A 24,259-nucleotide genomic window follows, 5' to 3' on the forward strand; every position below is an offset into this window, starting at 1 on the left:
GCTTCCTCCTTTTGAAAAAACCCAGGCTCTTGTATAACTCACAATGAGCCTGAGTTTTTTATTTTTGACTTTGTTTAAATGTTTTTTGCAAATAGTCATAGGATTTTTTTAATCGCTCATGGTAAACAGGTTTATCCCAGTTGCCCCAAGTGTATGTGACCCAATCTCCTCTATCTGGTAAAAGTTCAACAAGGTTTTGTTCTTTGTCAGTTACACCAATCTTAAGAGAAATAGATTCTATCGTTTTTGAACTCTCTAATCCTGTCTTTGACCAAACATCTCCCATAATTTCCTTTTGACTCGGATCTTTTACATTTAACATCAACCATGGTAAACGAAGCTCTAAAGTTCCATTCTTTAAATAAAAATCAGCTAAAGAAGTAGAACCATTTACTTCCGGGTTCCCAATTCCGTATGTTAAATGTCCTGTCTCATAATCAGAAAAAGGTACGGTCATTTGACCTTCTTCTGTATGTATTGCTAATTCTTTATTCAGAGTTAAGCGAATAGGGTGGAATATACCATTATCTTTTTTGTTTGCATACTCCTTTGTTTCAATCATATTTTGCATATGGCCGTAATCGTAATAAAATGTGTCATAGTAACTGTCTATTAAGACTCGGGAAGTATTTTCACCTGTTAATTCCACTATGAAATCTATTCCGGTTTCCTTTACACCTTCAATATGAGGGAGTGAGGATTGACCTTGATTTGGTATCGTATCTAATAGAATAGATGTATTAAACCGATTTGGATCCCATTTCTCCTCATCATAATCAATTCGGATAAACAGACCTCTTGAATCACTTGATACGTATAGGTCTTTCACAAAGCTATGGTCATTGCTTTGAATAACAGACTCAGATTTTCTTGCTTCCCAATCAGAGGTTTCTCCGTCTATTTGCAATTGAGTTTCTGGTGTGTCAGGTTCAAAACTAAGCAAACCAAAGTGCTGCTCATTTGTTTGAATATTATCCCAATACGGCCTGCGGTTTTTGTTATCATAATCCATCGTGTTCCATGTACGCTTAAACCACTCATCTTGCCAAGAGAACACGAGTCCACCTGCAAAACCTTCCTTCACAATATCCTCATATAACTTTGATAAATATTTCCCTTGTTCTTGTTCGGAGTTATATCCTTGATCAAATCCATAAACATTTTCATGTGTTAAACCTCTTGATGCCGGGATACCAAACTCGGCTACAACTATAGGAATGTCATGAACTTCCTTCATATCATGTAAGTAGCCGGCATAATTATTTTTTTCCCCGCGGTGGTCTATATAATTTACATACTTATCTTCAAAGTTAAGAAAATCCGGGTAGTATGGATAAATGTGATATGAAGCAAACATTCCTGGATAGAAAGAATCCTTTGCTTTAATGATATTCGGATTGACTGATACCATATCTTCTTCTTCACTAGGCTCAGAAGGATGTGTCAATAAATCAGTTGTGACCCAATTCGTGAAGCTTAATGGGTGCTGCCATCCATATGTTTCTGCTTCATATGTTGCAGTATAGTCCAGCATTTCCGCCAACCAAACCTCAAAAGGTGTTGCACCCTGTGTCATTACATATTTTCCATCAAAGCTAGTTTTCCCCGGAAATTTTTCATTCGTTCTGACAACACTATGCGGATCCCACTCAACCCCGATGACCCAACCTAACAAATACGGGGAAAGATCATGTACATACTTTCCACTTGCATGTCCGGTTCGTTCCTCAATATTTGCATTTCCATGAATAATATCAATTGTTTTTTGAATTTCAGTTTTAAACTCATTCATTACTTTCGGATCATACGCTGTTCGTTTTTCTTCAAAAAAGACATCCTCATTTACCCATACCCCATGTAATAGATACAAAGGATTTTCGCTATGAAGATTATGTTCATATAAAGCCTGATAAAATGCTGGTGGATGGATTGTATATACACGAATAGCATTCGCATTCATGGCACTAATTTGTTTAAACCATCTTGTATACTCTTCCTTTGAAATTCCTGTTTCCCCTGGGAATGTTCCGGGTTTTGCTATCCCCATATTGACCCCTTTAACAAGAATCTCTTCCCATGACCCATTTCGATATAGTTGAAGATATTCATGATCTGTTGTTGCAACCAGGTTCATGCCATTCTCAGATAAAACATCAGGCTCATTGATTTGCACCGTTGATTCCCGCTCTTCATTGTTCGTTAGTATTGAGGTCATCATCGGCACATAAGCCTTCCAGAAAAATGTATCTGTCCGACCTGCTTGTTCAAATGAAAAAAGCCTTTGCCACCAGAGGATACCATTCATTTGGTAAAGCCCAGGTACTTTTTCCTGATCCACAAAATCACCTGCAAAATAATACGTATCATACAATTGATTTTGATGATGGATAACAGCTGGAAATGTATGAGGAATATCATGTTCATCTAATTTTTTCTTCCCGCTATCTGTTAAAGGCAATTCAAACGTAGCTTGTACTTCTTGCTCTTCTCGAGCTTTTACAATATCAAACCAGTAATGATATGGGACAGTTTCTTTCATATCAAATTGTTCTGCCCCTTTTTTAGTAAACGTAAATAAAGCATGCCCATTAGAAATATCTTTTTCTGTTAAGACGAGAACCTGATCATCTTCATTTACAAAAACAAATCCATTTTCTTTATAATTAAAAGACTTATTATATTGACTCTCATAATTTTGTTTTACCCACGCAGGTACCTCATTACTACTAAGATCCTGAAAATAACGGCCCATCCATCCTGTCCAATCCAAATTCAATAAATGATAAAAATCAGACCTTACCGACTCTTCGGTAGGAGATCCAAATGTATTAAACTCAGCAATTAACGTTTGTTTATTTTCAATCAATGAGGAAGACAACGCCTCAACTTCAACCTTGGTCATTCCTCCATAGAGTAACTCGGAACGATTTCCTTCCTGATTCCTACCTAAATATTCCTCTTTATATACTCCATATCCATCTGCCAGATATAAAATATCATAGGGTGATAGATCTTCCGGAAGTTTTCTAGTCTCAAACTGTGGAGGATTTGTTGGAATAAAACCTATATAATCTTCGTCCGTATTATATTTCTCTTCTCCATTCTTTTTAAGCTTTAAATGATTTAACAGCCATACTAATCCTTTATGCTCTCGATAGGATTGATCTGGGACTGTTTTGTCAATAATCAATACATCTAGATTTTTACTTGCTTTTAATTGCCATGTCCAAAAAGGAGAAGAAAAAATGAACAACAGGATCACAAAGCCAATGAACATCAACAGAGTTTTTTTAGTCATTTGATACACCTTTTCTCACCATTTCTCCCCAGCCTTTTTTTCCAATTAGCATTTCAATCATTCCTTCTACTCTCCAAATCACAGTTAAGGGTCTATACCATAATGTTTCTGTCATTGAGACAAGAAATAATATGACAAAATGCTTTACCTTCGGATACCGTTCCATACTCCACTCCTCAAGCAATACGGAAGCCATCGAATAAATTGATCCATAAATCAATGAAAGAAGGAAGTAAATAATTGCATATTCTAAATAAATACTTCCTGTAAAAAAGGAAATCACCAGTATGATATAGCCAAATAATTCTACTAAAGGCCCTAAAAATTCTACAAAAAAGAAATAAGGCATAGAGAACATCCCAATCGATCCATATTTAGGATTAAACATTAATTTTCGATGCTTCCATAAGCTATCAAAAAGTCCGCGATGCCACCTTTTTCTTTGACGTCGTAAAAATTTAATAGACTCAGGGGCTTCTGTCCAGCAAACAGGATCCGGAACATAAATAATCTTTTTTTTGGCTTTCTTTTCTTTTATCAGGCGGTGAAGTCGGACAACCAGCTCCATATCTTCTCCAACTGTATGTGCATAGCCACCCGCATCAATTACCCATTTTTTTGAGAAGACCCCAAATGCTCCAGAAACAATTAAAAGAAGATTATTTTCACTTAACCCTATCCTTCCTGTTAGAAATGCTCGTAAATACTCGATAATTTGCATAACAACTAATGGTTTTTTTGGAATACTGACATTCACCAGTTCACCATTTTGTATTTCACAACCATTCGCAATTCTTACACTTCCACCAGTTGCAATCACTTCATCATCCGACTCCATAATCGGTTTCAGTACCTTCAAAAATGCATTACGCTCGATAATAGAATCTCCGTCAAGAGAACAAAAATATGGATATTTCGAAAAGTTAATTCCAGTATTGAGTGCATCTGCTTTCCCGCCATTTTCTTTATCTATAACATATAAATATGGGTATATTTGGGATTGGTAAATTCCCTTTACTTCTTTTGTTTCCAATTGCTTTCGAATCACTCGTGTAATTTTCACCATATGAAACCGGTCAATTAACTTTTCCAATGTATCATCTTTTGATCCATCGTTTATGATAATAATCTCGTATTCCGGGTATTCAATACTAATTAATGAACGAATGCTTCCATAAATCCCTGCCGATTCATTATATGCCGGGACCAAAATGGATACAGGTTTCGTAAACTCAGAATGTAACAGCTCTTCATAAGGTTCAAACTTATCGAGCTCATATGATTTTCTAATATGAAAAAGAGAAATGACGAGCATCCCACCATAAACAATAATGATAATGATCATATATACAAAAATAAACCAGCTGCCAACAAGTAATATATCTGACCAGTTACTCATGAGTACTCTCCTTTTCAAGCCATTCACGGGCCATGTCCTTTGCAAAGTCATCATGTGATTCATCTATTACATTTCTTAGAATGTTCGCCCCATATTTAAACTGGAGGAGTGCTCTAGCAGCTTCAGAACGGACAACATAGTTTTGATCAGAAAGCATGGATACAAGCTGTCCTGCATATTGACTTAGTCTTTTTACTCCCGCAAGCTTTGCTGCCATCATTCGTACCTGCCAACTTGAAGACTGAAAAAAATCAGCGAGAATTTCTTCGTCAACCGGAGCTCCAGTATATGCAAATGTCTTTAAGGTTCTAATTCTCATTTCCTCTTCATCACTTTGCAAAAGGTTTTGTAGTAGTGAATAATACTGTAGATATTGTTTTTTTCCGATTGTTTCTATTACCATATATTGCATTCGCTCTGGTAGTTGTGAAAAGTTCTCTACTAAATTATGAAAATGATCTTCCTCCAAAAGTAAGAAAATAGATAGTAATGTAAAATCTGAAATAGAGGACGCTACGGATCTTATATAATGAATCGTTTTTTCATCGCCAAATTTTGCAAATAATTTTAGAATCTGAAACTTTTCAGCTAAGGTAAGTTGTTTTTTTTCATAAAGATCATGTAGATTGGCAGATAAGTGAATCATATAAAAATCCTCAATCGCATAAAGTGCATTCATCCTTAGACTCCAACGGTTTCTCTTTAATTGTCCTACTATATAATCTGTTAAATATTTTTTTGCAAAGACACTTATCCTTTGCTTTATGTCTTCACTTTCCAGTACTTTTGCATATTCGATAAGCAATTCTATAAGGGCGATGTACTTTTCTTGACTTCCATCAGGCCGAAGTTTACTATCTTCTCCTGACTGTAAAAAATGAAACATATCTAAACGATATGCTTCTTTAAGTTGATCAATTTTCTTCTTTTTCTTGTTTGTCATATATTTTTGTATCATCAAATAAAAAAATAGACTTACTAATGTAAAAAACATGACAAGAAATACGATAAATAAAAACACAAGATTTACTTCAATCATTTATTTCATCCTTTTAATTAAATGACCTAAGCGGGTTTCAAGTTCCAGGAGCTTAAATGGCTTTGTAATATAATCATCTGCACCTAATTTTAACGCTCTTGAAATATCATGGTCACTCTTTCGAGACGTGAGCATCATAATGGTAAATCTTTCTCTATAAGGGAGGCTTCGAAGCTTCTGAAGAACTTCAAGACCATCCATTCTTGGCATCATTCCATCTAAAATCATCAAATATGGTTCATGCTTGTTCAAATGCCAGCCCTCTTCAAAAAATTCCATCCCATCTTTAAAGCTTCTGATATCAAGCGAAAATCCTTCTGTCACCTTGCTTTTACCAATAAAGTCCTCTAACATTGTTCGAATAATCGGATCGTCATCTATAATTCCGATATGAATTGGCTTTTTCGTAAACTCATGATCTGTAACAGCGGAAATCTTTATTTGATTTCTACCCGCCTTTTTTGCTTCATAAAGCGCCCTATCGGCTATTTCTATATTCTGATCCATGCTTGTTTTGATATGTTGTACCTCATGAATGCCAGCGGAGAATGTACAGAAGAATTCTCCTTCTGAGGCTTCAAAAGAAATTTTGGAAAAGCTCTTTAACAACCGTTCTAATACAAGCTTCGCTTCAATTGCTTTCGTCTCAGGAAGGAGGATAAGGAACTCTTCTCCACCATATCGAATAATAATATCATTGGCACGGAGACCTTTTCTTACCGTGTCTGCAAAAGCAATTAAAACCTTATCACCAATAAGATGGCCATATGTGTCATTCACTCGTTTAAATTGATCGAGATCAACTAAGACGATGCAAAATGATTCATGTCTTCTTATTAAATTATTTAGTAAGCTCTCATACGTTGGAGCAAGGTATTTTCGATTATATACTCTTGTTAATTCATCAATAAGCAAGACATTATCAATTGCCTGTTTTCGCTCTAACTGCCGATTAATTCGAACAATAAATTCATCCATATCAAAAGGCTTAGGAATAAAATCATCTGCACCAAGTTTATAGCTTTTTATTCTTATTTCTTTTGACTGATCAACACTCATCATGATCGCAGGTATAAAATGCTGCTTCATATTTTCCTTTAGTTGAACAAGAACATTTAATCCGTTACTATCCTTCATATGAATGTCTAAAATCACACAATCAGGGTTTAAGTCATAGTACGAATGGATAGCCCGGTTAGGATCTGCCGCTACAATCACTACCCAATTATTTTTTTCTAACTCTTGTTTAAGAAACATAAGTAATGCTGTATCTTCAGATATAATTAAGATTAATTTCTTATCTTCTAATTCATTTTTTCTTTCGATAATCTCCTCAATATTTGAATATTCTTCATAATATAATACAGAAATCAAAGGTAGTAAAAATGTTTGCAACTCTTCTTTTGTCCATTTATACTCCTCATTTTCCTTTAATTGGTTCAATAAGCTTTCAGCAATCTTACTTGCTTCTGTAAACCCAATTGTTGATGCTGTTCCAACAATAGAATGGAGAAAACGGTATACTTCTTGGTGCTGAATAATCTGCTGTTTACTAAGCCATAATTCAAGCTGATTCTTTATATTTTTCACTAAGGTTTGTACGTATTTATTCATCGGTCTATTGGTCTCTCCCAAAGATAGATCTAATTTACTATATTCTACTATTTCTTTTTTTCGATGTAATTAGATTTCTAAGAAAAAAATATAATTTGTGACAAATTTCGTCATTCTCGGTTTCCTTGTGAAAAAATAGCGATAAATTTTAGTAATTGCAATAATGACAATAATGCAGCAGCTACATATGTTAATGCTGCAGCATTCAATACTTTGCTTACCCTATGTTCCTCCTCATTTGTCATGAATCCTTCAGAAATCATTATATGCTTCGCTCTTGAGCTTGCATTAAATTCAACTGGTAGCGTGACAAGCTGAAACGCAACTACTGCTGAAAAAAAGATAATACCCAATCCAATTAAATTCATACTTCCTAATAAAAATCCTCCTAATAATAAAAACGGAGCAATTCCTGAAGTAAAATTTACAATTGGAAACATTTTATGACGGAGAATAAGCGCCCCATACGCCTCACTATGCTGAATGGCATGACCAACCTCATGAGCAGCAACTGACACTGCAGCTATTGATTGACTGCCATATACTGAATCCGAGAGCCTTACGGTTTTTCTCATTGGATCATAATGGTCAGTTAATCTCCCTCTTGTATGTTCCACCGGTACATCATACAACCCATTTCGGTCTAACAATTTTCTTGCTATTTCTGCACCTGTCATTCCAGATGATGCACGTACTTTTGTATATTTCTCAAAGTTCCCTTTCACTCTAAATTGCGCCCATATTGAAAGCCCAAAAGCAATGATAATTAAAAAATCCAATGGATGAAAAAACATTGTTTATCCCCCTCCTTATAGATAAAAATCATTAGTTATAGTTTAAGCAAAAGCTTAATTTCTACCATTAAAATTTGATTTTCTAACCCTGTTTCAATATAAATTCCGTAAACTTAACCTGTTTGGTGCACATACTAACAAAAATGGGATTTAGATGATCGTCTTTTAAGGAAGTGATGGAACTTGAAAATAAATGAAGAAGAAAAAAAGCTCTTAAGTGAAGCAATCGATAAAATGAACGAAGGCTTAGACACATTTATCGGTTTTTATAATGATTCTGAGGAAGATAGACCCGTAATTGAATTTACTGAGGAAACGCTTGAAACAATTGAAAGGGCCATTAAGATGTACGGTAAGGAGGAAGTTACAGCAAAAATTAATACCATTATTAAGGAAGTATTATCATTTTTACCGAATAAGAAAGGGGAACAATAATGACTAGATCAAATAAAACAATTATTCATTGGCTGCGCTGGCCCATTCATTATCGAATTACACTCATTGTTCTCCTCATTATTCTTGTATTTGGTGAAATCATTTCACTAGTAGAGCCAAATGAATTCCCAACAACATTTGATGGAATTTGGTGGGCACTTGTCACTGTATCAACTGTAGGTTTTGGGGACTATGTTCCTCAAACATATGTTGGTCGAGGAATAGCAATGATTATGATTTTAGCAGGGGCTAGCTTTGTAACCGCCTATTTTGCGAGTATTTCTACCGCTGCAATCAAAAAACAGCATTCCTACGTTGAGGGGAACGTGACGTTTACAGGTAAAAATCATATTGTCTTAATCGGTTGGAATGAGAAAGTCAAAGAGATGGTGGAGTCCCTTCAAACAGTTAAACCTTTCATGCAAATCGTACTTATCGATCAGTCATTGAAAGAGTCTCCATTAATTGAGAATGTTCATTTTATTAAAGGGAACCCGATTTACGATGAAACCTTATTAAAAGCAAACGTCTTAGAGGCAGATGCAGCCATCATTACTGCAGATCAGCATAAAAATGAACAAGATGCTGATATGAGTTCTATTTTAGTCTTATTATCGTTAAAAGGATTGAATCCACACTTATATTGTGTTGTCGAGATATTAACAGAGCAGCAAACGAATAATGCAAGCAGAGCTGGAGCAGAAGAGATCATTAAATCCTATAAACTAACAAGTCATTTTATTATGAGCAGCTATCTTGCCAAGAATGGGTTATCATCTTTTTACTCGGAATTTAACCCAGCGAGTGGAAATTCATTCAAAGTAGTCCCAGCGGATGAAAGGCTAATCGGGAAAACATTTAAGGAAGCTAGTCATGAACTTCTAGAGAAAAAATCGATCTTAATGGGAATAAAAAGAGGAGATGAGACTAAAGTAAATCCGCCCCTCTCCTTTAAAATTCATCGTCATGATTGTTTAATTATTTTTACCCATTAATCCAAAAGCTCACCCTCAAGTTCCTTTACAAGCGCCTTCCCTAAATCAATAAAATCTTCGGGGAAGGTTGCATCCTTATCAACCGGCTCCTGAAACTGATCAAAGGAAGCACTAAAGTTCCCAATATGAACATGATCATCTAGGCCAATCTGATATTTATGTGATAACAGAAAAGGAGTCCCGAGTTTTACTGTTGTATTACGAGAATCAAGCTGTCCATCTACTGATGTAAAAGGAACCCTTAAAAATTGATAGCCTGCCTCGGAATCAATTTTATAATCAAAATAACCATGATCATAATCCCAATTCCCACCAATCTCATAACCTAAAGGCTTAAGTATTTGTTCTAAATCATATAATTGAAATGTTTGTCCTTCTAATCGTGAACGTACTTCAATCATCGCAAACCCTCCTTTTCCTTTAGATTTGCCCATTCCAGAGAAATCATGCTACAGCTAAATAAAATATACGATAACCATGCGTATCTCATTTTATGTTCGAATTAATTTATCACAAACATAAAATGCCTCTATTCTTGTGATATTTCAAAAAAAGAATGGTTTTCCCGCTAATTTATTATTTCTTAATTTGTTCGTCTTCCCACGGCTCAAACGAAAAGGGAATGCCTATCATTTTAGCCGTTAACTCGTCGTAAGATACCAAATCTTTTTTTGACAGCTCTTTTATTGAGCGTTTTCCCATCGCTCTTAATGCCATTTTCATTTCTTCAACACTAGCTATTAAAAATTTTTCTGCTGTTTTTATGCCTTCATCGATCTTAAATTGATCCTTGAATTTGCCTTCATTCCAAACTGCTTGTGTAGGTGGTTCAAAAGGTAGTGCATTAAGAGTTTGTGTATGTGCAACTGTAAATAAGATGGCTGAACCTACATACACAGCATCAGCACCTAATGCAATTACTTTTAAAAAGTGCCCAGGAACTAAAAGTCCCCCTGAGACAATTAAACTAATTTGCTCTCTCATATTTCTCTTTTCCAGATGGTTAACTGCCCGGACAACTGCATGTAAGGTCGGAATTCCCATATCATCAGATAAAATAGGCGCAGCACCGAGTGTAGCAGCTTGACCACCGTCAATAGTAATAAAATCTAGCCCAAGGGATATTAGATGATCAATATCCTCTTCAATCTTTCCGCCTGCACCTATTTTTACACCAATCGGAACACCGCCTGTAAAACTTCGAAGCTCATCAACAAGCTCCTTTATATCGTCTAATGTTTGATTTTCTAGGAAATTATCATAAATTATAGCATCCTCATTTTCCTCAAGTCCCATCACTTCCCGTGCATTACCCGTTAAATTTTCAGGAGAAATTCTTCCGCCTACCCCGAATATTGCCCCTTGTCCAAATTTAATTTCAATCATGTCTGCACGCTTAATAAGTTCTTCTTCCTTCGACCATTCAGTTTTAGCAAACTGTAAAATATATTTTCCTGCTTTGTCTAATTCTTCTGGTAAAACGCCTCCTTCACCAGAATTAATTGCAGTACCTACATTTTTAGCTGCTTCAGCCAAAGAAAGTCTCACCTCTTCACTTAGTGCAATACCATAGGCCATCCCGCTGATCATAATTGGAATTTTTATTTCCATTGGTTTTTTTGCTTTTGGTCCAATCGTTATCTTTACATCTACCTCTTCATCACCATCAACTGGAAAAGGTGTCGTCTGTGCTGGGATGAAGGTAATCGGATCTAAATGAGGCCACTTTTTTGAAGAGCCAAGTGGACGATGTAGAACGTCGCCTGTTTCGGCACGCAAGCTGTTTTCTAGCATATTTTGAATGCCCATATGTCGCAGTCCTGGTAGTAACTCTATAAGATTTTCTTGATAACTATCGGTTAAAATGACTTTCCCCATTTGTTTAACTATTTTTTTCATTATCCAACGCCAACCAACAAGTATGAAAAAAATAAGGACAAATAATATTGATATCATCATAAAAGACACATAATCTAAAAAGTTCGGCATAATCACTTCTCCACTTATTGTATAAATTATACAGCTACAATCACCATTATTACCCAAACACAAGGAATAAATATCCCTTTATATGAAATTACGATTCTCAACAAATAGTACATGAAGAGAGCAGGTTAAAAAATTTATTTAACGGAAATACTATATAAGTCTTTAAATTAGAACATCAATTAAGTTTAATTTTTAACTAACTGATCACTCCACGTAAGAAGGAGATTTTATTATGAACTTAATAAATGATATCATTCACCGACCTTTTCCTTTACCTTCGAAAAATTGGATTATGCGACAAAAGTGGAGAAATGTATTATTTTTGCATTGGCCTATTCCAGTTGAAAAACTACGGCCACATATCCCTTCGTCATTACAAATCGATACTTTTAATGGTTCCGCATGGTTAGGGATCATTTTATTCGTTTTAGAGGGAATCTTCCCCTTTGGGATACCATCTATTTCCCTAACTCCTAAATTTCCAGAAATTAATGTAAGGACATATGTTAAATACGATGGCAAACCAGGTATTTATTTTTTGTCTATTGATGTTAAGAATTGGGCATCTTTAAAGATAGCAAAAAATTGGTATCATTTACCCTATCATTCATCACAAATTTTTTTTCAAAAAAAAGAGCAAAAGTTTCATTGCCATAGTATTCGTAAAGGAAACGAGAATACTCCTATATCATTTAAGGGCAATTACGCTCCAGTATCGGAAGTTTATTTTCCAAAAGAAGGAATGCTAGATCATTGGCTCATTGAGCGATATTGTCTCTATAGTTCGAATAACGGTATTAACATTTATTGTGGTGATATACACCATCGGCCTTGGCCGTTACAAAAAGCAAAGATAGAACTAGTCAAAAATACCCTTTTTACACCTTTTCATTTTGATCTTTTTGAAGAAAATCCGATCGCTCATTTCTCCATAGGCGTGGATTCACTTATATGGAATATTAAAAAAATACAGGTCTAGTGAAAAAGTTAATTTCAATTTTTAGGAGGAGCCTTAATGGTCAAGTATAATAAAAAAATTGTATTCTCTTTAGCAACATTAATTCTTCCTTGGTTAACCGTTCCTTTTATGGGAAAAAGGAGTTTTTTCAGATTTTTACCTGTGGCGAGCTTTACTAATTTGATTTTAAGTGTATTTAGTCTAATCTGTTACAGGAAAAAATGGTGGATAACGAATAACCCACTTTCTCCTGGGCCAATAGATTTCACATATATATTAGGTCCATATTTTGTAGCAACACTTTGGATATTTAAATTGACATTTGGAAATTTCCCCAAGTACTTAATGACAAATATGGTTTTGGATTTAATTAACGCATTTCCTTTGCCTTACATTGGGAAGAAATTTGGAGTTGTCAAATTTATAAAGATGAAACACTCAACTTGGTATTTTATATGTGTATCCTTGGCTATTATTATCTATGGTTATCAATATGTGGTGGAGCAATCAATAAAGAAAGCAGCTAGCATAAAGTTATCAGGTAATCAAAAACAAGAAGAGGTTTAAAGAATTAATTTCGAAGTAAGTCCCTACATACTAAATTAAAATGAAGAAACAATGAACTGCCAGGCAAATTATAAGTAGATTATATTTTTCTTTGGAAAATATATTATCGATAAAAAACAAAAAAAAACGCCAATCCTTTATCTAATATAGGAATGGCGTTTTTGGTTTTGCATTCATATAAATTAATAAATTTGCAATTCATATGGCTGATGTGACCAATTTCAACTACATCTGGTCACATCAATATTTCGGCCATACGATAAAGCTAAAATGCACACTAAAATATGATATTTTTAGTAGTAAACACTTATTTTTCTAAGCGTTTTTCTAATTCTGCTTTTTTCTCTTCGAACCCAGGTTTTCCTAGCAATGCGAACATATTCACTTTATATGCCTCAACACCAGGTTGATCAAAAGGATTTACTCCTAACAGATAGCCGCTCATTGCACATGCTTTCTCGAAGAAATACACTAAATAACCAAATGTATACTCGTCCATTTGTGGAATAGATACAACAAGGTTTGGTACGCCACCGTCTGTATGAGCTAACATTGTTCCTTGGAATGCCTTTTTGTTAACAAAATCAACAGATTTGCCAGCAAGGTAATTTAATCCGTCTAAATCACTTTCTTCTGCTTCAACAATTAACTCATGGCGAGGTGTTTCTACATTAATAACCGTTTCAAAAATGTCACGGCGACCTTCTTGTACATATTGACCTAATGAATGTAGGTCTGTTGAGAAGTTTGCTGAAGAAGGATAAATACCTTTTTGGTCTTTTCCTTCACTTTCACCAAATAGCTGCTTCCACCACTCTGCAAAATATTGAAGACCTGGCTCATAGTTAATAAGCATCTCAATTGTTTTCCCTTTATTATAAAGGACATTACGAACAACAGCATATTGGTATGCTGGATTTTCTTCAAGTTCAGACTTGCCAAAATCTTCACTTGCAGCAGCAGCACCCTTCATCATCGCTTCAATATCCACACCAGTCACAGCAATTGGTAATAGACCTACAGCTGTTAATACTGAGTAACGTCCGCCAACATCATCTGGAATAATGAATGATTCATAACCTTCTTCAGTTGCAAGCGTTTTTAGAGCACCGCGTGCTTTATCAGTTGTTGCATAAATACGTTGCTTTGCTTCCGCTTTTCCATACTTCTCTTCAAGAAGCTTTCTAAAAATACGGAACGCTAATGCAGGTTCAGTTGTTGTTCCTGATTTAGAAATTACGTTGATTGAGAAATCTTTTCCTTCTAATAGATCATGAAGATCCTTCATGTATGTTGAGCTAATGTTATTTCCAACAAAAATAACTTGCGGAGCTTGTCTTTGTTCTTTTGATAAAGAATTATAGAAAGAATGGTTCAGCATTTCAATCGCTGCACGCGCTCCTAAGTAAGAACCGCCAATACCGATGACAAGCAGAACATCAGAATCATTCTTAATTTTCTCAGCACTTTTTTGAATGCGGGCAAACTCTTCTTTATCATAGTTTTTTGGCAGATCTACCCATCCTAAAAAGTCACTGCCTGCGCCAGTTTGTTCATGAATAGAATGGTGTGCAACCTTTACAAAGTCACGTAAATATGTAATTTCATGTTCGTTAAAAAAAGATAGTGCATTTGAGTAATCAAAGCGTACATGCGTCATAACAGTTTTTTCCTCCATTATTCATCTTAGTAATTATAGCTTATTATCACTTTATCTAAACTGATAAGTTAAATCAAGCAAAGATCTCCACTGTAAACGCTATCATTAATCTTTTATTTTTCATACTATAAAACTTTGTTCTTTTTAAGATGGATAATTACCATAACTTTAATGCTATGCAACCATGTGCGGTGCCTCCATCAACATGCTCTCCCGCAGGAGTCTCGCACCTTCCACTTCTCTCAACATCTGTTCAAAATAGTTACATAAAAAAACACTCTTTATAAGAAAGGACATAAACAATCAATTAAGAAAACACGGAGTATCTTCTCTCATTACTCCGTGTTTTGATTTTATAAAGAAGCTGTTAAAATGGCCACAACATCATCTTTATTTAGTTTATTAAAGTTTCCAAATTCTCCGTTTACCATAGCCTTATCTGCCATTAAATCTATCTTTTCATCGGTAATGTTATAATCTTTTAGGCGACTTGGAGCACCGATGCTGCTCCAGAATTCACGTAGTCGATCTATTCCCTCTAAAGCAACCTCTCGATCATCCTTGCCGGTTGGGTCAACATCAAACACATTAACAGCAAGCTGAACAAAACGAGATACATTCACATCAAGATTATGCTTCATCCAGTTTGGGAAGATGATTGCTAATCCGCCAGCATGCGGAATATCGTACACTGCTGATACCGCATGCTCAATGTTGTGGCTTGCCCAATCACCACGATATCCCATTTGCAGCTGACCATTTAATGCAATAGTTCCAGAGTAAAGAATCGTTTCGCGAAGCTCATAATTCTCTAAATCCTCAATTAATTTAGGTGCCGTTTCAATCACTGTTTTTAATGTTGATTCACAAAAACGATCCTGTAATGGGGTATTTTTTGTATGATGAAAATATTGTTCAAATATATGTGTCATCATATCAACAATTCCATATACCGTATGATTTTTAGGAACCGTAAAAGTATTGACAGGGTCTAAAATTGAAAACTTAGGAAAAGTTAATGGACTGCTCCATCCATATTTTTCTTTTGTTTCCCAATTTGTAATAACAGATCCTGAGTTCATTTCAGAACCTGTTGCAGCTAAAGTTAACACTGTACCAAATGGCAAAGCTTCTGTTGGAATATGTTTCTTTGTGACAATATCCCAAGCGTCGCCATCGTATTTAGCACCAGCAGCGATTGCTTTTGTACAATCAATAACACTTCCGCCGCCAACAGCCAATATAAAATCAATCTTTTCATTTTTACAAATCTCTACTCCGCGATGAACAGTTGATAATCTTGGATTGGGTTCAACACCGGCTAATTCAAATATTTGAAGATTAGATTTTTTTAAAGTTTCAACTACTTGATCATATAGACCGTTACGCTTGATACTACCTCCACCATATACAAGGAGAACATTTTTTCCATATTGAGGAACTTCCACTTCCAATTGCTCTATCTGACCCTTACCGAAAATAAGTTTTGTGGGATTATAATATGTAAAGTTTTCCATTCATTATCGCCTCCATAGTTAGATTATGTAATTTCAACGATTTCTTGTAAAGAAATGTGCTTTTTAGAAAAACTTTTTGAATAGGAAAATTATATTCTTCACAACATAATAATGTAATTTACATCTAAGGAGGTTACACAATGAGCGCAATTCAACGTATCGCACTTGTACTTACAATAATCGGAGCAATTAACTGGGGGCTAATCGGATTCTTTCAATTCGATTTAGTAGCAGCTATCTTCGGCGGACAAACTTCTGCACTATCAAGAATTATCTATGGAATAGTCGGGATTGCAGGATTAATCAACCTTGGGCTTTTATTTAAACCTTCTGAAGAAGTTGCAAGAGAACCTCGCCCAGAAGCAAGATAACTTAAGGAATAGATAAAGGGCTAACTACTTGGTTAGTCTTTTTTTTGTGAATAAAAAGTAAAAAAGAATGCACATAATGTGTACATTCTTTTTTATCTTTTCTCTTATTTTTTTACTTCTTCACGTTTTGATTGCTCGATCCACTCTTCTAATTTATCTTTTAAAGTGTTGAAGCCTTGTGGAGTTTCTGTCTCAGCTTTAACAGTAGCTTGACGTTTTTTTGGTTTTTTAGGAGCTTCTTTCTTCTCTTCAACAGGTGCTTCTTGAGTTGCACGAATTGATAAGCTAATTTTCCCTGAATTTTCATCAACAGAAAGAACTTTAACTTGAACTTCGTCATTTACATTTAGATGCTCGTTTACATCCTTTACAAAACCATGTGTAATTTCAGAGATGTGAACTAAGCCTTGAGTTTCTTCGTCCAGTGCAACGAATGCCCCGTATGGTTGAATTCCTGTTACTTTTCCTGTATGCACACTACCAACTTCATACTTTGTTGTCATATTTAACACTCCTATTTTCCTTATATTTATATGTCCCAATATACGCAATTAAAAATTATATCACATCTTATTGTTTTTGACAAAATAATTTGAACTGCTCTCACAAAGTAGTATACCCTAAAAAAAGCAACGATGAGCCGTTGCTTTAAAATAGAGACCGATATTCTACTTTTGGATAGCCATCCTCAAGTTTAAGCTTGAGCTGAACAATTTCCCCATCTTGTTTAATATACATATGTTCAATCATTTCTCCATATTGCGTGTAAGTGATATCAACCATCTTTACTTCATTTGACAGCTTTTGTATGTTCGAGTCTGCTTCACTGGCTTCTTGTGTAAATTGCTCTAGTGAAGGAACATTCGGCGATCCTTTGTAAGTTAAAGCATATGCCATTTCATAGTCATCTGTTTCAAGAGCATATAAATACATTCGTGCAACAACTAAATCTATCGTATTATTTCCAGCAAATGGACCATCTAGTAGTTCATTGTTTTTAGACGCTTTGTACGCTTCATATGTCTCCATCATCTGGTCTGTCAATGGCAAGAGATTCACACTCATTCCATTTGGAACAACTTTTAAGCTTGGTGGTATAAGGGATTCTACTTCGTCTTCTAGCTCAGGTGTTAATTGATTATTTGCTGCATTTAGCTTCTTCGAATAGCTTTTTACAATTTTTGATGTCTCACTGTTCGGATATTTTAAAATAAAGCTTTCAAATTCATTGAGAATTTCTCTCTTAACCTCTCCTTGATTATCTATAATTGGGGAATTATCTATTCCTCTTAAATAAAATTGCATCCACTGCTGATATAATAATTTTAAGGCATTAATGTCTTTAAAGTTGGGGCTTTTTAAGATAATCCCCTCTAAAAGAATAATCCGTTCTTCAAGCTCCCTTCTTGAGATCAGCAAAGCAGCATCAGAAACTATTTTATCTCCTTGTTGAATATCAAGATACAGCTTTAATTCTTCCGACATTTGATCAGGAAATGTATTTGCTATTTTGGAATAGTTGATCTTAAAGTAGATAGTCCCTTCTCCATCATCGATAAAGGTATATCCAATCCGTTTCATTTCTTCTACTAAGTCTATATATTCTTTTGTACCCATGTTAAACTCAGGGTCATTTAACATCTCCACGTAGTCTGCTACATTTGTTACTTGTGATTGGTGCTCTTGATGGAGGTGGTTCCACTTATCTGTATACCTTTCTTTTAGCATCTCTAACTTTTCGATATACTTAATTACTTCCTCGTTTCTAACTTGACCGTCTTTAGTCATGGAAAGAATTAATTCGAATTCTTCATTAGGAAGTGATACTCGTAAATCAATCAGCTGTTTTACATTAGCAGAGTAATTTTTCAGCTCGGTTTGTGTTTTATAAGATGTTCGCTCTTCAAATTTTTGAACAGCTTCTTTCGCTTCTTGGACAAATCCATATTGTTCCACTGACTGAAAACCTAGTTTTTCTTCAAGCTCATCCACTTTTCTTTCATAATAACCTCTTATTTCATTAATTGCTGCATCAATATCTTCAGCTGAAACAGGCTGATTCTCCGTTGTATTTTGAGATGGTGTCTCAGTTCCTGTATTTTCAGGCTTGGTTAATAATTGAGTGGCTAATATGCCTGCAATGAACAATACCCCAATAAAGGACGCAACATAAGGTAATGAAATTCTCATTTTCCGTTTGTGGGGTTTTTCTGCTTTTTTAACTTCGCCGACAATTTTTTCGACAGAAGAGATTGTTGACATATGGTCGTAAGAGTTTTTTAGCTTTTTCATTCGTTCTTCAAATATTTTATCATCCATGTATGTCACCTTCCTTCTGCTGTAACTCTTCTAATACTTTCTTTAGCATTGTTTTTCCCCTGAGTATTCTTGTTTTTACAGTGGATAACGAAATAGACATAATTTCAGCAATTTCTTCATATTTTTTTTCGTGAAAATAAAATAACACAATGGGTATCCGATATTTTTCATCAAGCCTTTGAATAGCCAAGTGCAGCATTCTATCTTCTTCATTTTGAATCACTCTTGCTTCGGTCTCCGGATATTCAGTATGACGAAAGTCTTGTTGAATTTTAAAGACCTTACGTAAATTGGACTGTCTTTTACGGGCAAAGTCTCTCGTAACATTTAAGGTGATTTTATAAAGCCAGGTTGAAAATTTGGCTTTCGTAAATGAATCGAGAAAACGATAAACACGAATAAATACTTCCTGCGTAATATCTTCAATCTCGTCATGTCGATTTCCCAATTGATAGGCGAATTTTTCAACTACAGGATAATGCATCTCAACAAGCTGTTGAAAGGCTGCCATATTGCCTTGTTTTGCTTTTTTGATTAAGTCATCTTCATTCATATATTCACTGCCCTCCTTTTTCATTGATTTAACGAATACTAATAGGAATTTGTTACAGAATGGGAATGTGTTTGGGTGATGTAAATAAGCGGAAAAAATAGAAAAATTGTGTTTAATTTATACAAAAAGGGGGAATACTATTTATAATGCTTTCTAGTATCCCCCCTTTTTTCTCTATATACGCTGACCTAAATGGTCAGCATTTTTTTTGCATAAATCGTTGCATTCTTCTAAGTGCTTCCTGAAGCTGGTCTAATGAAGAGGCATAAGAACAACGAATATACCCTTCCCCACTTTCACCGAAGACACTTCCTGGGACTACCGCTACCTTTTCTTCCATTAATAATTGCTCTGCGAATTCTTCTGAAGTAAGGTTTGTTTTTTGAATCGATGGAAATGCATAAAAAGCTCCGCCAGGCACATGACAAGATAAGCCCATTTCATTTAGAGCATTCACAAACAAGTTCCTGCGTTGTCTGTAGCTTTTTTTCATATGCATGACATCTTCTTTTCCATGTTTTATCGCTTCAATAGCCGCATACTGAGCCATTGTAGGGGCACACATCATAGCATACTGATGGATTTTCAACATAGCACTTAAGAATTCCTGTTGTGCTGCTACATATCCTAAACGCCAGCCTGTCATTGCAAAACCTTTTGAAAAGCCTGATACAAGAATCGTTCTTTCAGCCATACCCTTAATCGAAACAAAGCTCGTATAAGTCTCATCATAAGTTAACTCTGCATAAATTTCATCTGAAATAACTAATAAGTCATGCTTTTCAATGATTCTAGCTATTTTCTCAAGATCATCCTTATTAAGAACGGTTCCAGTAGGATTACTAGGAGAACATAAAATAATCGCTTTTGTTTTTTCAGTAATAGCTTTTTCTAAATCTGATGGTTGTAACTTAAATTCCATTTCTCCATTTGTTTGAACAGAGACTGGAACTCCACCCGCTAATGACACTAAAGATGAGTACGCAACAAAGCTAGGTTCGATCACAATCACTTCATCTCCCGGATTTACGATCGACCTTAAAGCAATATCGAGTGCTTGGCTTGCGCCAACAGTTACAAGAATTTCTTCTTTTGCACTATATGTGATATTCGTTTTTCCCTTTAAATAATGACTAATTTCGTTTCTTAATTCAAGCAGCCCGGCATTTGCTGTGTAAGATGTATACCCTTGTTCTAATGAAAGAATACTTGCCTCTCTCACATTCCATGGTGTAACAAAGTCTGGTTCGCCTACACCTAATGAGATGACACCTTCCATGCTTGAAGCTAAGTCAAAAAACTTTCGAATTCCTGATGGCTTTAAGTTTTTGACTGTATTTGATAGGTAATGAGAAGGTTCGATCATGGTGATACCACAATTCTTTTGTCCTCATCATCTTGTTCAAATATAGTACCATCATGCTTATATTTCTTTAAGATAAAATGAGTTGTTGTTGATAAAACGGAATCTAATGTTGAAAGCTTCTCAGACACAAACTGTGCAATCGCTGACATTGATTTTCCCTCAATGATAACGGAAAGATCGTATGCACCAGACATTAGGTAGACTGATTTCACTTCATTGAAACGATAAATACGTTTTGCGATATCATCAAAGCCCACCCCGCGTTTAGGTTGAACTTTAACATCAATCATTGCTTTAACACCTTCATGTCCTTCTACTTTGCCCCAGTTCACCTGTGCTGTATAGTCAACGATAATTCGTTGCTCCTCAAGCTTTTTCATCATATTTTCTGTTTCTTCCACAGATTGATCAATCATTTTAGCGATTTGTTCCGCAGTCAAGCGGCAGTCATCTTGCAATAACTCTAACAGCTCCACTTCTTTTTCACTGAACTTCATTAATACCACTCCTACTTTTCAAATCTTCAGACAATTATACCACCATATTACTTGATTTTCATATGTTTCATGAAAGAAATAAGGGTAGATTTTACATGTGTGTTTTTTATTTTTCCGTAAAACATAAAAAAAAACACTATGCTAAATCAAACTCATATTTTACCATACAATCGACACTAATTTATAGGGAAAATGGAGTGAATGCTTATGGATTTTTATTGCAGTACCATGAATATACTTGGCATAAACGTTCACTATGAGGTATATAAACGTAACCCTCTTAACCCAACCATTGTATTAATTCATGGATTTCTTTCCTCTAGCTTTTGCTATCGAAAAATTATTCCAATTTTAAAGGAGGATTTCACCCTTGTTACAATCGACCTTCCTCCCTTTGGCAAAACGGAGAAATCCACAAAATTTGTTCATTCCTATTCTAATATGGCAAAGGTAGTTATTCAGTTAGTGCAAGGGTTAGGTATTAAAAAAGCATACCTTGTAGGACATTCTATGGGTGGACAAGTTTCCCTAAATGCCGCAAAACAGCGACCTGATTTATTTGAAAAAGTTGTTTTATTATGCAGCTCCGGGTATATGAAAGGAGTTCACCCTAGTTTAAAGCTTGGTTCATATTTTCCCTATTTCTATTTAGGGATAAAACATTGGCTGGCAAGACAAGGTGTTTTAAAGAATTTATACAATGTGGTTCATGATCGCACTCTTATTGACCAGGAAATGATGGATGGATATATGGAGCCGTTCCTCGATGATAAGATTTTTAGAGCTTTAAACCGGATGATACGTGATCATGAGGGAGATCTAACATCAGAGGAATTAAAAAAAATTGAACAGCCAAGCTTGCTTATTTGGGGAAATGAAGACAAAGTAGTTCCGATTCATATTGGAGAAAGATTGAAAAATGATTTACCAAATTCAACGTTTTTCTCCTTTAAACAAACAGGACATCTTGTTCCTGAAGAAAGACCTGAGCCTGTCTCTGAAAAGATTGCGTCATTTTTGTTTCAAGCAACGTAATCGCATGAAGCCCTTATGTTTTATTTACATAAGGGCTTCATGTTATGACTATTATTAAATCTCACAGCTTGAATTGCTTTTTATTAATAAAAGTTTTCTAGCCATTATTTCACATTCAGAAAGTGGAATAATTTCTTCAAAGGAGAATTCAAAAATAGCTTGTATCTTTCTCGCAAGTTTTGTTTCATCATCAAACTGGTGGACAGCTTGTAAGACATCGACTACCTCTGTTTCATAATGACCTGCACCATATCCTAAAGGGTCCCATTGTAATAATATATCCATTATTTTTAAATTAGTTTGTTGTGCTTCCAATTTTTTCACCTTTGTTAATCTTATTTTTTGCACTGTCATTGTAACACACTTATGATAAGAGTATACATTTAAAAGCGGATGCGCCTCGTTTTAGCCTCTGGCAATAAGACGCAAATAAATAGAAGACGTACGCTTCTGATCTCGAGGGGCTAGGCGCTGCAGCCAGACACCAATACGAAATACAAAATGGCACTTTCTGATCGTAAAAAAACTAAGGTAAGCTACAAGCTCGGTTAATGGGTTAATTTTAGTATCTACCATAAACAAAGATGAGGTGTAAAAAGATGAGTCGGTTCGATAAGGTAATAAATAGAAAACAAACAGATTCAGTAAAATGGGATTATACTAAGAAAATATTTGGTGTAGAAGATGTACTTCCTATGTGGGTAGCAGATATGGATTTTCCAGCACCTGATGAAGTGATTGAAGCATTACATGCTCGTGTCAATCATGGTATTTTTGGTTATACAATGCCGGGCACGAAAATGGAAAAAGCTGTGCAGGGTTGGTTAAAAAAGCGACATAATTGGGAGATTGATCCTAAAACCATCACGTATAGTCCGGGGATTGTGACTGCAATTAGCCTGGCTATTCATGCATTTACTTCTCATGATGATAAGATTGTCGTTCAACCACCGGTTTATTATCCTTTCTTTGAAATAGCTCAAAAACATAAAAGAGAAGTATTATACAATAAGTTGATACTTAATGATGATTTTCGCTACGAAATTGACTTTGCTGATCTTGAAACAAAGCTTTCTGACGAAAAAACAAAGCTCTTTATCCTTTGCAACCCTCACAACCCTAGCGGACGTGTTTGGTCACGAGAAGAATTAACCACAATCGGTAATCTTTGTATTAAGCATAATGTATTGATCATTTCAGATGATATTCATTCAGATCTTTTATTATTCGGTAGCCGTTATACACCAATCGCATCGATCCGAGAAGATTTTGCTAATCAGACCATTACATGTGTTGCGCCAAGTAAAACATTTAATTTAGCTGGTTTACAAGCATCCATATTGCTCATTCCAAATGATTCTCTAAAGCGTAAATATCATGACGTACAGCAGCTTTTCGGACTTTTGAGTATTAATACATTAGGCGCAGATGCCATGGAAGCCGCCTACTCCTACGGAGAAAAGTGGCTTGATGAACTACTCCCATACCTAGAAGAAAATGTCGTATTGATTGAAAGCTATTTGCATGAACATTTACCTGAAGTAAAAATCATGAGACCTGAATCAACATACCTTGTATGGCTCGATACAAGAAGCCTAAACAAATCGGATAAGGAATTACAAGAACTCTTACTCAAAAAAGGAAAGATCGCTTTACACATTGGATCTAAATTTGGAGAAAATGGCGAAGGCTTTTTAAGAATGAATATAGCTTGTCCTAAAGATACACTTATGGCAGGGTTGAAAAGGCTTGCCACAGCTTTAATATAAGGGACGATCAGAAACTCTTTAGAATTTTGCTTGGTAAACACTAGCAAAATTCTAAAGAGCTTTTTATTCAATCCGGTTGAAATA

At 35.2% G+C, this 24,259-nt stretch carries 22 protein-coding genes; 7 read left to right on the plus strand and 15 right to left on the minus strand.

Going from position 1 to position 24,259, the window contains the following annotated elements:
• Window positions 1-58: 58 nt before the first annotated feature.
• The 5 genes from AC4GZ8_RS17785 to AC4GZ8_RS17805 form a co-directional block, all read right to left on the minus strand.
• Entirely contained in the window at window positions 59-3,298 is a 3,240-nt protein-coding gene (locus AC4GZ8_RS17785) for a hypothetical protein (protein ID WP_491083238.1), read from the minus strand.
• A complete protein-coding gene (locus tag AC4GZ8_RS17790) occupies window positions 3,291-4,697 on the minus strand; it encodes a glycosyltransferase family 2 protein (protein ID WP_491083239.1) in 1,407 nt (468 codons plus the stop codon). Before AC4GZ8_RS17790 ends, AC4GZ8_RS17785 begins: the two co-directional genes overlap by 8 nt.
• The gene (locus AC4GZ8_RS17795) at window positions 4,690-5,736 is read right to left on the minus strand and encodes a HEAT repeat domain-containing protein (protein WP_491083240.1); all 1,047 of its coding nucleotides are present in this window, start codon (window positions 5,734-5,736) and stop codon (window positions 4,690-4,692) included. The genes AC4GZ8_RS17790 and AC4GZ8_RS17795 overlap by 8 nt, the downstream gene beginning before the upstream one ends.
• Window positions 5,737-7,350, minus strand: coding sequence for a diguanylate cyclase (locus AC4GZ8_RS17800; protein WP_491083241.1), 1,614 nt, complete (start codon window positions 7,348-7,350; stop codon window positions 5,737-5,739).
• Window positions 7,351-7,460: 110 nt separating this feature from the next.
• Window positions 7,461-8,144 (minus strand): zinc metallopeptidase, encoded by a 684-nt coding sequence (locus AC4GZ8_RS17805; protein ID WP_491083242.1) that lies wholly within the window; start codon window positions 8,142-8,144, stop codon window positions 7,461-7,463.
• Between the two features lie 183 nt (window positions 8,145-8,327).
• On the opposite strand from AC4GZ8_RS17805, the gene AC4GZ8_RS17810 reads away from it, so the two are divergent.
• Together AC4GZ8_RS17810 and AC4GZ8_RS17815 are read left to right on the plus strand one after the other, a co-directional pair.
• Window positions 8,328-8,579, plus strand: coding sequence for an atypical membrane-integrating protein (Mistic protein) (locus AC4GZ8_RS17810; protein ID WP_491083243.1), 252 nt, complete (start codon window positions 8,328-8,330; stop codon window positions 8,577-8,579).
• Window positions 8,579-9,574, plus strand: a complete 996-nt coding sequence (locus AC4GZ8_RS17815) for a potassium channel family protein (protein ID WP_491083244.1) — start codon at window positions 8,579-8,581, stop codon at window positions 9,572-9,574. Before AC4GZ8_RS17810 ends, AC4GZ8_RS17815 begins: the two co-directional genes overlap by 1 nt.
• Here AC4GZ8_RS17815 and AC4GZ8_RS17820 read toward each other — a convergent pair.
• Window positions 9,571-9,975, minus strand: a complete 405-nt coding sequence (locus tag AC4GZ8_RS17820; protein ID WP_491083245.1) for a YugN-like family protein — start codon at window positions 9,973-9,975, stop codon at window positions 9,571-9,573. The two genes, AC4GZ8_RS17815 and AC4GZ8_RS17820, sit on opposite strands and share 4 nt — an antisense overlap.
• Before the next feature lie 175 nt (window positions 9,976-10,150).
• The gene (locus AC4GZ8_RS17825; RefSeq protein WP_491083246.1) at window positions 10,151-11,563 is read right to left on the minus strand and encodes an FMN-binding glutamate synthase family protein; all 1,413 of its coding nucleotides are present in this window, start codon (window positions 11,561-11,563) and stop codon (window positions 10,151-10,153) included.
• Between the two features lie 232 nt (window positions 11,564-11,795).
• Between AC4GZ8_RS17825 and AC4GZ8_RS17830 the strand changes: the two genes are divergently transcribed.
• Window positions 11,796-12,542 (plus strand): YqjF family protein, encoded by a 747-nt coding sequence (locus AC4GZ8_RS17830; protein ID WP_491083247.1) that lies wholly within the window; start codon window positions 11,796-11,798, stop codon window positions 12,540-12,542.
• 36 nt (window positions 12,543-12,578) lie between these two features.
• Window positions 12,579-13,088 carry a hypothetical protein gene (locus AC4GZ8_RS17835; RefSeq protein WP_491083248.1) on the plus strand — a complete coding sequence of 170 codons (510 nt, stop codon included), beginning with the start codon at window positions 12,579-12,581 and terminating at the stop codon, window positions 13,086-13,088.
• Window positions 13,089-13,395: 307 nt separating this feature from the next.
• On the opposite strand, the gene AC4GZ8_RS17840 is transcribed toward AC4GZ8_RS17835, so the two are convergent.
• Both AC4GZ8_RS17840 and AC4GZ8_RS17845 read right to left on the minus strand, forming a co-directional pair.
• Entirely contained in the window at window positions 13,396-14,748 is a 1,353-nt protein-coding gene (locus AC4GZ8_RS17840) for a glucose-6-phosphate isomerase (protein WP_491083249.1), read from the minus strand.
• A gap of 353 nt (window positions 14,749-15,101) precedes the next feature.
• On the minus strand, window positions 15,102-16,265 hold the full coding sequence (locus AC4GZ8_RS17845; RefSeq protein WP_491083250.1) for an iron-containing alcohol dehydrogenase: 1,164 nt from the start codon (window positions 16,263-16,265) through the stop codon (window positions 15,102-15,104).
• Window positions 16,266-16,405: 140 nt separating this feature from the next.
• Here AC4GZ8_RS17845 and AC4GZ8_RS17850 point away from each other — a divergent pair, with 140 nt between their 5' ends.
• The gene (locus AC4GZ8_RS17850; protein ID WP_491083251.1) at window positions 16,406-16,636 is read left to right on the plus strand and encodes a DUF378 domain-containing protein; all 231 of its coding nucleotides are present in this window, start codon (window positions 16,406-16,408) and stop codon (window positions 16,634-16,636) included.
• A 104-nt stretch (window positions 16,637-16,740) separates the two neighbouring features.
• Here AC4GZ8_RS17850 and yugI read toward each other — a convergent pair whose 3' ends face one another.
• The 5 genes from yugI to AC4GZ8_RS17875 form a co-directional block, all read right to left on the minus strand.
• A complete protein-coding gene (gene yugI, locus AC4GZ8_RS17855) occupies window positions 16,741-17,139 on the minus strand; it encodes a S1 domain-containing post-transcriptional regulator GSP13 (RefSeq protein ID WP_491083252.1) in 399 nt (132 codons plus the stop codon).
• A 145-nt stretch (window positions 17,140-17,284) separates the two neighbouring features.
• Window positions 17,285-18,955 (minus strand): hypothetical protein, encoded by a 1,671-nt coding sequence (locus AC4GZ8_RS17860; protein ID WP_491083253.1) that lies wholly within the window; start codon window positions 18,953-18,955, stop codon window positions 17,285-17,287.
• Window positions 18,948-19,508 (minus strand): RNA polymerase sigma factor, encoded by a 561-nt coding sequence (locus AC4GZ8_RS17865; protein ID WP_491083254.1) that lies wholly within the window; start codon window positions 19,506-19,508, stop codon window positions 18,948-18,950. Before AC4GZ8_RS17865 ends, AC4GZ8_RS17860 begins: the two co-directional genes overlap by 8 nt.
• 196 nt (window positions 19,509-19,704) lie before the next feature.
• Window positions 19,705-20,874, minus strand: coding sequence for an aminotransferase (locus AC4GZ8_RS17870; protein ID WP_491083255.1), 1,170 nt, complete (start codon window positions 20,872-20,874; stop codon window positions 19,705-19,707).
• On the minus strand, window positions 20,871-21,371 hold the full coding sequence (locus tag AC4GZ8_RS17875) for an Lrp/AsnC family transcriptional regulator (protein WP_491083256.1): 501 nt from the start codon (window positions 21,369-21,371) through the stop codon (window positions 20,871-20,873). The genes AC4GZ8_RS17870 and AC4GZ8_RS17875 overlap by 4 nt, the downstream gene beginning before the upstream one ends.
• A gap of 207 nt (window positions 21,372-21,578) precedes the next feature.
• On the opposite strand from AC4GZ8_RS17875, the gene AC4GZ8_RS17880 reads away from it, so the two are divergent.
• Window positions 21,579-22,406, plus strand: a complete 828-nt coding sequence (locus tag AC4GZ8_RS17880) for an alpha/beta fold hydrolase (RefSeq protein ID WP_491083257.1) — start codon at window positions 21,579-21,581, stop codon at window positions 22,404-22,406.
• A 54-nt stretch (window positions 22,407-22,460) separates the two neighbouring features.
• On the opposite strand, the gene AC4GZ8_RS17885 is transcribed toward AC4GZ8_RS17880, so the two are convergent.
• Window positions 22,461-22,760: a DUF1871 family protein gene (locus tag AC4GZ8_RS17885; RefSeq protein ID WP_491083258.1), complete on the minus strand. Its 300-nt coding sequence runs from the start codon at window positions 22,758-22,760 to the stop codon at window positions 22,461-22,463.
• Window positions 22,761-23,005: 245 nt separating this feature from the next.
• On the opposite strand from AC4GZ8_RS17885, the gene AC4GZ8_RS17890 reads away from it, so the two are divergent.
• Window positions 23,006-24,175, plus strand: a complete 1,170-nt coding sequence (locus tag AC4GZ8_RS17890; protein WP_491083259.1) for a MalY/PatB family protein — start codon at window positions 23,006-23,008, stop codon at window positions 24,173-24,175.
• Window positions 24,176-24,259: the final 84 nt, after the last annotated feature.

The sequence above is a fragment of the Metabacillus sp. RB-C-LZQ-3-1 genome (assembly GCF_058315175.1).